A 13,214-nucleotide genomic window follows, 5' to 3' on the forward strand; every position below is an offset into this window, starting at 1 on the left:
GCCACCATAATATGGGTAATACCTTTGATGAACATTTGACAATTAATGTTCCAAAGCCTAAGTCAAGACAAAAAGTCATATTTACTTTGATTTAAAACAAAAAAAGCGCCAAAATGTCTTAAAAAAGAAATGTTATGAGATTATTTGATGATTTATTTGGAAGAAACGACAGTATGAAGAGTACTTTAAATTTAACTTGGAACTATCTTGAAGATACAGATTTAAATCAAATAGATGCTATTTCCTTTGAAAAACCTGTAGTTCTATTTAAACATAGTACAAGATGCATCATAAGTAAAATGGCTTTAAAAGAATTTGAAAAAGAGCATAAAATTCCAAATGAAGCTATGGAATTGTATTTTCTTGATTTATTAAATCATCGACCACTTTCTAATCATGTAGCTGAACATTATTCCATTGCTCATCAATCACCTCAAATTTTAGTAATCAGAGAAGGAAAATGCATTTATCATAACTCTCATGATGGTATCAATGCAAATCATTTGAAAGCATTCATATAAAATAAAAAGCACTTTTGATGTTCAAAAGTGCTTTTTCAAATAGAAAAAAACTAAAATTTATCTTCTAAATTTATTACTCGTTATAATTGCTTTTAATTTAGCTTTCAAATCTTCACCTGAATCAAAAACCATTTGTTCATTTGTTGGAAATGGAACTGCTCTTCGATCAAAGAATTGAAAGTAATCTTGTTCACAAGCTCGTTTATCTCCATTAAAGGTAGCATACACATAATTAAATACAAATTCTGAACTCAATGGATATGTATCAATTAATTGGTTGCTTCTGTTATCTAAAAACTCCACTTTAGCCGTTACTTGACAAGATTTATTCTGTGTAAACTCATATATACTAGCCGTAACTGTTTTTAAATTATCGACCATAACATTATTTCCGTTTTGATCCTTAACTGGATTACCATTAGCATCTAACAAAACTTTGGTTCCGTCCTTTACTTGTTTCTCTTTTACAAATTGTTTTTCTCGAACTTGTTCTGGAGAAATCACAATATTTCTGAAAGTTACCACTAATCCATAATCATAAAAAAAATCTTTTTGCTTCTTGTTATGATATACCGTCCATTTATCATTAATTCCGAATGTACTAAAGTCTAATAAATCTTCTTGTAAACGAGCAGGAATAATCATTTGAGTATCATTTTTAGTTGAGACAAAAACAAAATCAGTTCCTTTAAATTTGGCTTCATCCATTAAAAGTCTAACATCTTTATAATTTGGATTTAGCTGATCTAAATATCCTAAATCATCATAAGCTTCTCTAGCATCTAACTTATTCCTTGAATTCATCAACTTTTTAGCATTAGTATATAGATAAGCTGATAAATCATTTTTACTTGCAATAATGGAATCAGAGTAATCATCAAATGGAAAATAGGCATTTCTATTTTCATTGATTAATCGTAAAGGTAGAACACCTTTAACACGTTCTTGTCTAGTATGAAGCTGCTTATATAGGTTATAGATACGCTCTAAATTTGCTGGATTATTTTCTTTTATCAATAATTTTAAATCATTCAAATCTCGCTCTTTTGCTTTAGCAAATGCTTCTTCTAATAAATAAACATATTCTTGATTTCCTTTTGCATTTTTATTGGTTCTTAATCCCTCTAATGCTCTATAAATAGCTCCATCATAATCTCCATTACTTAACATAGATTGGGTTTGTTTTACACCACAACCTAAAAAAAGTAGAGAAATTAATAAAAAAGTAATGTTCCTCATAATTATTATTTTCAATCAAAAAGAGTACCTATTGAAGTACTCTTTCTGAATCATGTTAAAATTTTAAATCGTAAGCGGGTAACAATTTAGTTGATACTTCACCAAAACCGATTCGAACCTGATTATTTTGACAATATCCTCTTATAATTACAGTGTCATTATCATTAATAAATTTACGTTCAGATCCATCTTTCATTTTTAATGGCCTTTGTCCACCCCAAGTCAACTCTAACATGGAGCCAAATGAATCTTCTGTTGGACCTGAAATGGTTCCACTACCCATCATATCACCAGAATTGACTCTACAACCATTAATAGTGTGATGAGCTAATTGCTGACTCATCGTCCAATACATGTATTTAAAATTACTTTTAGAAACTACCGTTTCTTCAGAATTTTCAGGTTGAATAGAAACCTCTAAATTAATATCAAAAGCATGTTTTCCTGTTTGTTGTAAATACGGTAACGGAGTTGGATTTTGTTCTGGAGACTCACATCTAAATTCCTCTAAAGCATCTAAAGTAACAATCCAAGGCGAAATGCTAGACGCAAAGTTTTTAGCTAAAAATGGTCCCAATGGCACATATTCCCATTTCTGAATGTCACGTGCTGACCAGTCATTAAACAATACCATCCCAAAAATGTATTCTTCTGCATCTTTTACAGAAACAGGCTCTCCCATCAAATTGGCATCTGTAGTGATAAAGGCTGTTTCTAGCTCAAAATCAACTAATCTAGACGGGCCAAAAACTGGCTGTGTTTCACCATTAGGAAGTGTTTGACCGTAAGGCCTATGTACAGGTATTCCACTTGGTACAATTGTTGAACTTCTTCCATGATAGCCTACAGGTATATGTAACCAGTTTGGTAATAACGCATTATCTGGATCACGAAACATTTTACCTACATTTGTAGCATGTTCTTTGCTACTGTAAAAATCAGTATAATCACCTATTTGAACAGGTAATAACATTTCTACTTCATCAATATCAAAAATAACCACTTCACGATGAACTGCATTATCCCTTAGTTTTGGATTAGATGTTAAAAAAATATCTGACAAACGGTTGCGTACTAAACGCCACGTTTTTTTTCCATCAGAAATAAAATCATTCAAAGAATCCTGCATAAACATGTCATCTGTTAATTCGATTCCTTCAAAATAACCTAACTGTTGCAAGGCCCCCATGTCAATAGCGTAATTACCAATTCTTGTTCCAATGGTAATGACATCATCTTTCGTAATAAAGACTCCAAAAGGGATATTTTGAATGGGAAAATCACTGTTTTCAGGCACTTCTAACCAAGACGTTCTACTTGGATCATTAGCATAATTCGGCATAAATATAGGGTATAATACTATTAATAATAAATTCGCAATCAAATTTAAACTTTAGATTCCATTTACCAAACAATTTTTGTAATTTTGGACAAATTTTAATAAAAAATCAAAAAATGCAACGTGACGAAGAAATTTTCGACCTAATTCTAGACGAACAAGATAGACAAATTCATGGTATTGAATTAATCGCTTCTGAAAACTTTGTAAGCGATCAAGTAATGGAAGCGCAAGGTTCTTGTTTAACCAATAAATATGCAGAAGGATATCCTGGAAAAAGATATTATGGAGGATGTGAAGTAGTAGATATTGTAGAACAAATTGCAATTGACCGAGCAAAAGCATTATTCGGAGCGGAATATGTTAACGTTCAACCTCACTCTGGTTCACAAGCTAATACTGCTGTTTTTGCTGCTTGTTTAAAGCCAGGAGATAAAATTTTAGGTTTTGACTTGGCACATGGTGGACACTTAACTCATGGTTCTCCAGTTAATTTTTCGGGTAAACTTTATCAACCTGTATTTTATGGGGTTGAACAAGAAACAGGTGTTTTAAATTACGATAAAATTCAAGAAATAGCTACTAAAGAAGAGCCAAAATTAATTATTGCTGGAGCATCTGCTTACTCTAGAGATATGGATTTCAAACGTTTTAGAGAAATTGCAGATTCAGTAGGTGCACTTTTGTTAGCTGATATTTCACATCCTGCAGGTTTAATTGCTAAAGGCTTATTAAACGATCCTATTCCACATTGCCATATCGTAACTACTACAACTCACAAAACCCTTAGAGGTCCAAGAGGTGGTATGATTATGATGGGTAAAGACTTCCCTAATCCATGGGGACATACTACTCCAAAAGGAGAAATCAAAATGATGTCGAATATTCTTGACATGTCTGTTTTCCCTGGTAATCAAGGAGGGCCATTAATGCATGTAATTGCTGCAAAAGCTGTAGCCTTTGGAGAATGTCTAACAGATGAGTTTTTCCAATATGCCATGCAGGTAAAGAAAAATGCTAAAGCAATGGCCGAAGCCTTTGTAAAAAGAGGATATAATATTATTTCAGGAGGAACTGACAATCACATGATGTTAATCGATCTAAGAAACAAAGGAATTACCGGAAAAGAAGCTGAAAACGCCTTAGTTAAAGCAGAAATCACAGTCAATAAAAACATGGTCCCTTTTGATGATAAATCACCATTTATTACGTCTGGCATTAGAGTTGGAACTCCTGCCATTACCACAAGAGGTTTAATTGAAGAAGATATGGAAACTGTAGTTGCTTTGATTGATAAAGTGATTTTGAACCATAAAGATGAAGCTATTTTAGAACAAGTAGCTGAGGAAGTAAACGAATTAATGGCTGAAAGACCAATGTTTACTTTCTAACCAAATTAAATGTAAAAAATAAGTGAAAATTGTAAAGGTTTAATGCTTTCTAACGAAACGTTAAACCTTTTTTTAAGCAAAATAAAATACTCATGTTACGTTTACAATTACCAACTGACCCAAGATGGGTAAATATCGTAGAAAGCAATATTGCAGAAATTTTAAGTGATCATGCATGGTGTGAACAAAAAGCGGCAACAAATGCTATCAATCTGATTATTAATAATTCTGAGAAAGAAGATTTAGTATCGGCCATGTTAGAAATTTCAATTGAAGAAATGGAACATTTTAAAATGGTTCACGATATAATTAAAGAAAAAGGATTGGTATTTGAGCGAGAACGAAAAGACGATTATGTCAATGAATTGGCTAGATACATGAAAGATCACTTAGATGGAAGCCGTGAAGCAGGATTAATTGAAAGATTATTATTTGCTGCTATGATTGAAGCAAGAAGTTGTGAACGTTTTAAAGTTCTTTCAGAAAATATAAAAGATGAAAAATTAGCTCAATTTTATAGAGATTTAATGGAGAGTGAAGCTGGACATTACACCACTTTTATTGGATTTGCTAGAAAATATGCTGAAAAAATTGATGTCGAAAAACGTTGGCAAGAATGGTTGGCTTTCGAAGCAACTGTAATTGCTAAATATGGTAAAAAAGAAACAGTTCATGGATAAACAAAATTATCAAAAAAATTAAGCACTATGCAACTAAAAAAAATAACAGCTCTATTATTCTTAAGCTTGACTCTACATGGTCTAGCTCAAGAAAAAAATCTAAAAAATATTAAAAAACTAACTTTTGGAGGAGATAACGCAGAGGCTTATTTTAGTCCAGATGGTAAAAAACTAACTCTTCAAGTAACCAATAAACAATTTGGTGTAGCCTGTGATCAAATTTATTCATTAGATTTAACTCAACCCATTACAGATTTTAACCAGTTAAAATTAGTATCTACTGGTAAAGGAAGAACTACTTGTTCTTATTTTATGCCCGATGGGAAACATATTATTTATGCCTCAACACATGCTTCAGATCATGCATGTCCTGCCCCTCCTAAACCAAAAGACGGTAAATACCTATGGGCTATTTATCCTGAATTTGAAATTTACATGGCAAATACCAATGGAGAAATAGTAAAACAATTAACAAATTCACCTGGTTATGATGCGGAGGCAGTGGTTTCTCCAGATGGAAAAAAAATAGCTTTTACAAGTATCAGAAGTGGTGACTTGGAAATTTGGACCATGAATATTGATGGAACCAATTTAAAACAAGTGACTTCAGGATTAGGTTATGATGGTGGATGTTTTTTTTCACATGATAGCAAAAAACTTGTATTTCGTTCTTCTAGACCCAAAACAGAAGCAGAAATTAAAGAATACAAAGATTTATTGGCCGATAATTTAGTAGCTCCAACCAATATGGAAATTTATACTTGTAATATTGATGGTAGTGACTTAAAACAAATAACAAATTTAGGAAAAGCTAATTGGGCTCCCTTCTTCCATCCTTCTGACAAAAAGATTATTTTTTCATCTAACCATCATGCCGTAAAAGGTTATGATTTCCAATTATACATGATCAATATTGATGGTACAGGTTTAAAACAAATTACTTGGGAAAGTGAATTTAATGCCTTTCCTATGTTTTCGCCTGATGGAAAAAAGTTAGTCTTTTCAAGTAACAGACAAGGCGCACCAAGAGAAACAAATGTTTTTATTGCTGATTGGGTAGACACTGACGAAGCCGAAGAAATTCAAACTTCAAATCTAAAAAAACACATTTCATACTTAGCTTCGGATGCCTTAGAAGGAAGATTAGTGGGTTCAAAAGGAGAAAAATTAGCCGCATCTTATATTGAACAAGAATTTAAAAAATTAAAATTAAAGCCTTATAACAGTACATTTATTCATCCTTTCAATTATCAATACAAATCTAATCCGCATGATACTAACGGAAAAGGGGAAACAATTACGGGACATAATGTTATTGGATATCTTGATAATGGAGCAAAAAAAACAATCATTATTGGAGCTCATTATGACCACTTAGGTTTTAACGAACACAATAATTCAACAAAGCCTAATTCACATGGAGAAATACATAATGGAGCTGATGATAATAGTTCAGGAGTAGCAGGTGTTTTAGAATTGGCTCGTATATATTCTCAAAATAAGAGAAAAGAAAATGTAAATATTATTTTTGCTCTTTTCTCGGGCGAAGAAGATGGATTAATGGGTTCAAAAGAAATAGCCGCAAACATACAAAAATTGGTACCTAATGTAGTAACAATGATTAATATGGATATGATTGGAAGATTAGATGATAAAAAAAGTCTGGTTGTTGGCGGAACAGGAACCTCACCTATTTTCTCAGAAATTATTGAAAAAAACAAACCCGCTGGATTTAGCGTAACTCAAGAACCCGCTGGAATTGGTCCATCGGATCATACTTCGTTTTATTTGAAAGATATTCCGGTTTTATTCTTGTTTACTGGCACTCATCAAGATTATCACAAACCAAGTGATGATGAAAATAAAATTAACTACTATGGTGTAAGTAATATAGTAAGCTATGTGAGTAGAATAGTTGATGATTTAGCAAGTCAACATCATATTGAATTTACTAAAACCAAAATAACTGAAGAAAAGAAAGTTCCAAAATACAAAGTAACATTAGGAATTATGCCTGACTATACAGACCATGGAGATGGTTTGCATGTTGATGGAGTGACAGAAGGAAGACCAGCTCAATTAGCAGGAATTAGAGAAAAAGACGTCATTACTAAAATTGGGGATTGCGAAATAAAAGAAGTTTACAGTTATATGGATTGTTTGGCAAAATTAAGTATTGGAGATGTAAAGGAAGTACACTTCATTCGCGATGGAAAGCCAATGGTTGTAAAGGTTACTTTTTAATTTTAACTGATTATATAATCTAAATATTTAATAATCAATCAATTTATAGTACTTTTATAAAATAAAGAAACTATAGTTGATTGATTTTTTTATTATTATATGTTTGTTCATCAAGGAAATAGCCGAAATCAAATTCAAAACATAGGAATCGCTTCCTTACTTTCTTTTGTAGCAGGAAATGTCAATGTAGTTGGTTTTTTAACTGTTAAACAATTAACAACCAATGTCACTGGACACTTTGCGTTTATGATGGAAGAAGCATTACAAGCCAATTTCAATCAAACCTTTTTTTATTTCTTGTACATTTTTTGTTTTTTTTTAGGTGCATTTTTTTCAAACTTTATGATTGAAACTATATATCAACTTACAAAAAAATACTATTTTATTTTGCCCGTAGTACTGGAAGTCTTATTATTAACAAGCATAGCTTTTCAAAATATCACATTCATTCATGCACATTATCAGTTTTATATTTGTCTCTTGTTATTTACTATGGGAATGCAAAATTCTTTGGTAACAACCATTTCAAATGCAGTTATAAGAACAACACACCTAACAGGATTATTTACTGATTTAGGTATAGAAATATCACAATTGTTTTTTCAAAAAAAACGTGAAAAACGTGAAAAAATAATAGCTTCTATCAAACTAAGACTTAGCATTATTGCTTTTTTCTTTTTAGGAGGCTTAATAGCAGGTGTAGTTTATGCTGAATTTAATATTAAAACTTTATTAATCGCTGCTTTTGTTTTAGTGATTGGATTAGGTATTGATTATTTCATATTGAACAAAAGAAAAATATAAATACTTTTTAATTTTATCCTTCAATTAATAAAGCCTCTTTTGTGTGTATTTTTGAATCTCTTGGAACATCATAAAATAAAAAAGTCCCTTAAGTTTAAATCATAAGGGACTTATAACTATCTGCAAGAAATTATTTGCTATTATACACTTTTAAAGCTTCATTTAAGATTTGAACCGACTTAACTAAATCTTCTTTTTTCAAAACATAAGCAATTCGAACCTCATCTAATCCTACACCAGGCGTTGAATAAAACCCAGCAGCTGGAGCTACCATTACTGTTTCACCATTATAATCAAAATCTTCTAACAACCATTGAGCAAAATCATCAGCATTTTTAACTGGTAATTTAGCTATACAATAAAAAGCTCCTTTCGGTGTTGCGATGGTTACTCCATCAATTTTACTCATTTCAGCAATTAGAATATCTCTTCTTTCTTTGTATTCAGTGATTACTTCATCAAAATAACTTTGTGGTGTATCTAGAGCTGCTTCACTAGCCACCTGAGCATACGTTGGAGGACTTAATCTCGCTTGTGCAAACTTCATAGCTGTAGCCATAAATTCTTTGTTCTTAGAAACAACACAACCAATTCTTGCTCCACACATGCTGTACCTTTTAGATACGGAATCAATCATGATAGCGTGTTGCTCCAAACCAGGAATATTTAAAACGGAATAATGCTTTAAGCCATCATATGCAAATTCTCTATACACTTCATCAGCGATAAGGAATAAATCGTGCTTTTTCACAATTTCAGCTAACTTTTCCATTTCTTCTTTGGAATATAAATAACCTGTCGGATTACCAGGATTACAAATCAATATAGCTTTAGTTTTTGGTGTAATCAATTTTTCAAAAGCTTCAATTGGTGGCAAAGCAAAACCTGTTTCAATACCAGAAATAACAGGAACTACCGTAACACCACTTGCTGTTGCGAAACCATTATAATTAGCATAAAAAGGCTCAGGAATGATTACCTCATCACCTTGATCTAAAGTAGTACCTAAAGCAAATAACAAAGCTTCAGAACCTCCAGTAGTAATGATGATATCTTCTGTATTTACAGGTAAATCATGACTTTTATAATAATTTGACAATTTACTTCTATAACTTTCAAAACCAGCACTATGGCTATATTCTAAAACTTTAATATCAAAATTTTTAACAGCCTGTAATGCTACTTCAGGCGTTTTGATATCGGGTTGACCAATATTTAAATGATATACTTTCGTTCCTCTTTTTTTGGCTCCTTCCGCATAAGGAACTAATTTTCTAATAGGTGATTCAGGCATTTGTTGCCCTTTACTTGATATTTTTGGCATAGCTATGTTTATTTGTGATGCAAATTTACGATTTATTTTATTTAAAAAATACTACTTAAAACTAAGAAATTAGTAAAAAACTAGCGCATCATCCATTATTTTCAATGTAACCTTTTAAAAGGTGATACAGAATAAACGAATTATGTTATTTCATTAATTATTTAAAAATAAAAGTAGTAACTTTATGAAAATGATTTCATTATGAAGAAGTCTTATTTAATACTACTTACTTTCTTTAGTTGCGTTATGAACTCCGTTCAAGCACAATGGACATTTTTTAAAAGCAAAGAAAAAGTTTCCATTCCATTTGAAATTATAAATAACACTATAATTCTTAAAGCAAAAGTCAATGATACAGATCTTAATTTAATACTCGACACAGGTTCTAATTTAAACATCTTGTTTAGCTTTCCAGAAAAAGATAGTATTATTTTTGAAAATACTTCTAAAATAAATATTACTGGTCCGGGCATAAAAAAGCCAGTAAATGCAATTCTTTCTAAAAATAATAAACTTGATCTTGGTAAAGTTAAAACCTATCTATTTGATGTTATAATAGTGAATCAAAATGACTTCCAATTAGCCAATAATATGGGAATACCCATCCATGGTATACTCGGTACTAATCTTTTCCTCAACTTTATTATTGAAATTAATTATCAAAAAAAAATGCTAACCTTTTTTGATTCCAAAAGCAAAAGGATTTCAAAAATAAAAAAGAAGTATAAAGAACTTTCTCTTGAAATCATTGAAAACAAACCTTATTTGGAAACACAAATTTGTTTAGACAGTTCATCTACTAAAAATGTAAAACTACTTCTAGACACAGGTTTATCAGATGGTCTTTGGCTTATTGAAAATACATTTCTAACGCAAAATAAAAAAAGTATCAATGACTATCTAGGAACAGGATTAGGAGGTGCTATTTTTGGAAAAAAAATTCGATTTTCCTCTCTTAAACTAGCTGATTTTAAATTAAATGCTCCTATAATTTCATTTCCTGATTCTACTACCTTTTTTGAAAAAAATTATATTAAAGGCCGAAGCGGCTCATTAGGTGGTGAAATTTTAAAAAAATTTAATCTAATTTTTGATTTCAATTCTAAAAAATTATACCTCAAGCCTAACTCTCATTTTTCAGAAACTTTTCATTATAATAGCAGTGGTATTCATTTACAACATATCGGATATGAAATTTTAGAAGAGAAAATTAAATTAGAAAGCGGTATACAAGCCATCAATTTAAATGAATATGTTTTTTCGGATGTTACTCATAAATTCAACTTTGTTTTAAAACCAACTTTTGAAATCGCCTATATTAGAAACCATTCTGTAGCAGAGCAGGCAGGTCTAAAAATAGGTGATAAATTACTTCGTGTAAATAACAAATCTGCCTTATTATTTTCACTTTCACAATTAAATGAACTACTTTCCAACAATAATCAAGAAATCATTATTGAAATTGAAAGAAATAAAGAAAAGAAGACCGTAAAATTGGTATTAAAAGATGAAATTTAAGTGTTCTAAATTCCTATTTCAACTTGAAATCGTAAATACCAATTATTTTTTATTATCCCATTATAATATTCTAACGTATCAAAAGTTAATTCCGTTTGTAACTTAAATGCATGCTCCCAGATATACTTTGTAATTCCAAAAGTATATTGTTTTGAATTAGGTGCATAATTTTTTATATCAGAGCCAACCTTTTGGATGGAATATCTTCCTATAAATTCATAATTAGATTTAGTATTATAGCTCAATTGATAATCAAAACCATTTCCAACAAATGCATATTTCATATTTGATGTATCATTTGGATCAAACGTTAAAGCATTTTGAGTTGTTGATCTTGACATAAAACTTGACATAGCAGCCCAACCATTATATTTAAACATAGCATCAATCATGACTGATTTCATTGTTCTTTTCTCAAATAAATCATCGCCTAATTGTCCTTGTGTTCTCCTAGCATGATTATTTTGCTGAAAAGCACCTGAAAGCAATAACTTAGGCTTACTTTCTCGAAGTACATCACCTTCAAAATAAGTACCATCTTTTGTAAATGCACCTAACGGTAATAGTTCTATTTTTCCTGTAACGGCAACACCATCATCAGGCTTTTCTGTTGAATTTCGTCCTTCACCAGTAGAAACAGCAGCTTTGAAATTATAAGAAAATCGATCCTTAAACTCATTCATATTGTGAAGTTGAAAACCAAAATCACGATCAATAGTAAAACGAGCATTATTAATTGTTCTATCTGTTAATTGTAATCCCCCTGATGAATTGACGCGTTGTCTATTCCCCGGTAATTTAGTCTGTCCAAAGCTTAAATTCCAACGCTTATTGGGTCTATATGTAATAACGGCATCACGAATAATATTAATATTTTCACCTTCTTTCACTTCTCCAACATCTCCTGGTGCAAATGATAATTGAATGGCATATAAAAATTTGGGATTACCTACATAACCATCAAAACGCAAGCGTAAACGTCTTATTTGTCCATCATAAGCTCCATTTTCATCTTCATTCTTTAAATAAGTAACTCTATTTTGAATTCTAAAGCGAATATTCAACTGAAATAAACTATCCGGAGATGTCATTCCAATACCTTTCCCATAACTGTAATATGGTAGTGTCGATAATTTGATATCATTATCCGATTTCGTTTGCTTAATGGATATTTGTGCATTTGATTTGTAAAAAAACAAAAATAAAGTAAAAGAGTATAAAAAGTACTTTGCAGACATATTTCTTATTTTTTAAACATTTTAGAAAAATCTAGATTATGAGTTAAAGCTACTTGCATAGTATGATTATTTTCTTTGTGTAAACCATCACCTTTTTCTATAAACTGGTTCATATAACCAAGTTGAATGTTGGTATCCTTATTAAATTTCCATCCAAAGGCAAGATAAAGTCTATTTTGATCAAAAATATTAGAAGATACATAATTACCAAAATTTAAAAAAATTTCATCTGCTGCAACAAAAAACAAAGTGTTTTCCGTTAATTCTGCTTTCGATAGAGGAATTTGTACTCTAAAACGATATCTAGCTCTATTTCTGTATTTCCAATATCCATCTTCTGAATCATTATTTCTAACATATTGTGGAGCTGTAGTAGTCCCAATATTTTTAACATTGGATAACCATCTTTGTTCCAATCTAAATCTACTGTCATAATGAAAACGTCCGATCTGCGCATGTTTAATTATAAACTGTTCCCAAATTCGTTGTTCATTAAATTTATAATTATTATACTTTGCTGGAATTTCCTCAGCAAAATCACCATAAGCAAAAGTTTCTATGTAAGACCAACCTAAGCTAAAAGTATATATTTTATTTAGATTATAATCTACACCTAAGCGAATTTGATGCTGCATAGGACTTGAAAAACCTTCACTTCGCCTAAACTGATATTCTGTATGAAGTCCCCATTTTTCAGTCAATTTATGATTACCTGTGTAAAAAACCCAACCATTAAATTGATCTGCTTTTGTAGTTTGGGCTGAAAGAGGGAAAATAATAAAAAAAACAAATAAATGAATGTAAATAAGTTTTTTCATTTTTGTTGTGTTGTGTTGTTAAGAATTAGTTGTGTTATTATTTATTTTGCGCAAATTTAATGTTAAGAACTCAAGAAAAATGAGTTTTAATATTAAGT

Annotated in this window: 11 protein-coding genes; 6 read left to right on the top strand and 5 right to left on the bottom strand. The window is 30.8% G+C overall.

The window, feature by feature from the left end; genetic code table 11:
• The first annotated feature begins 134 nt into the window (after positions 1-134).
• Positions 135-521, top strand: a complete 387-nt coding sequence (gene ytxJ, locus QZ824_RS08165) for a bacillithiol system redox-active protein YtxJ (protein WP_291275525.1) — start codon at positions 135-137, stop codon at positions 519-521.
• 57 nt (positions 522-578) lie between these two features.
• Here the strand turns inward: ytxJ and QZ824_RS08170 are convergent, their stop codons facing one another.
• Both QZ824_RS08170 and fahA read right to left on the bottom strand, forming a co-directional pair.
• Positions 579-1,760 (bottom strand): hypothetical protein, encoded by a 1,182-nt coding sequence (locus QZ824_RS08170; protein WP_291275526.1) that lies wholly within the window; start codon positions 1,758-1,760, stop codon positions 579-581.
• Between the two features lie 55 nt (positions 1,761-1,815).
• Positions 1,816-3,102, bottom strand: a complete 1,287-nt coding sequence (gene fahA / locus QZ824_RS08175) for a fumarylacetoacetase (protein ID WP_291275527.1) — start codon at positions 3,100-3,102, stop codon at positions 1,816-1,818.
• 113 nt (positions 3,103-3,215) lie between these two features.
• Here fahA and glyA point away from each other — a divergent pair, with 113 nt between their 5' ends.
• From glyA to QZ824_RS08195, 4 genes are all read left to right on the top strand, one after another.
• Positions 3,216-4,490, top strand: coding sequence for a serine hydroxymethyltransferase (gene glyA, locus QZ824_RS08180; protein WP_291275528.1), 1,275 nt, complete (start codon positions 3,216-3,218; stop codon positions 4,488-4,490).
• 92 nt (positions 4,491-4,582) lie between these two features.
• Positions 4,583-5,170 (top strand): tRNA-(ms[2]io[6]A)-hydroxylase, encoded by a 588-nt coding sequence (locus tag QZ824_RS08185; protein ID WP_291275529.1) that lies wholly within the window; start codon positions 4,583-4,585, stop codon positions 5,168-5,170.
• A 27-nt stretch (positions 5,171-5,197) separates the two neighbouring features.
• Positions 5,198-7,414 (top strand): M20/M25/M40 family metallo-hydrolase, encoded by a 2,217-nt coding sequence (locus tag QZ824_RS08190; RefSeq protein ID WP_291275530.1) that lies wholly within the window; start codon positions 5,198-5,200, stop codon positions 7,412-7,414.
• A 99-nt stretch (positions 7,415-7,513) separates the two neighbouring features.
• Complete coding sequence (locus tag QZ824_RS08195; RefSeq protein ID WP_291275531.1) at positions 7,514-8,218, top strand: YoaK family protein; 705 nt, start codon at positions 7,514-7,516, stop codon at positions 8,216-8,218.
• A gap of 130 nt (positions 8,219-8,348) precedes the next feature.
• Here QZ824_RS08195 and QZ824_RS08200 read toward each other — a convergent pair whose 3' ends face one another.
• On the bottom strand, positions 8,349-9,542 hold the full coding sequence (locus QZ824_RS08200) for a pyridoxal phosphate-dependent aminotransferase (protein ID WP_291275532.1): 1,194 nt from the start codon (positions 9,540-9,542) through the stop codon (positions 8,349-8,351).
• A 201-nt stretch (positions 9,543-9,743) separates the two neighbouring features.
• Between QZ824_RS08200 and QZ824_RS08205 the strand changes: the two genes are divergently transcribed.
• A complete protein-coding gene (locus QZ824_RS08205; RefSeq protein ID WP_291275533.1) occupies positions 9,744-11,060 on the top strand; it encodes a PDZ domain-containing protein in 1,317 nt (438 codons plus the stop codon).
• Positions 11,061-11,065: 5 nt separating this feature from the next.
• On the opposite strand, the gene QZ824_RS08210 is transcribed toward QZ824_RS08205, so the two are convergent.
• Together QZ824_RS08210 and QZ824_RS08215 are read right to left on the bottom strand one after the other, a co-directional pair.
• The gene (locus tag QZ824_RS08210) at positions 11,066-12,298 is read right to left on the bottom strand and encodes a porin (RefSeq protein ID WP_291275534.1); all 1,233 of its coding nucleotides are present in this window, start codon (positions 12,296-12,298) and stop codon (positions 11,066-11,068) included.
• A 5-nt stretch (positions 12,299-12,303) separates the two neighbouring features.
• A complete protein-coding gene (locus QZ824_RS08215) occupies positions 12,304-13,116 on the bottom strand; it encodes a DUF2490 domain-containing protein (protein ID WP_291275535.1) in 813 nt (270 codons plus the stop codon).
• Positions 13,117-13,214 lie beyond the last annotated feature (98 nt).

Source organism: Flavobacterium sp., from assembly GCF_021151785.1.
Lineage (GTDB): Bacteria > Bacteroidota > Bacteroidia > Flavobacteriales > Flavobacteriaceae > Flavobacterium.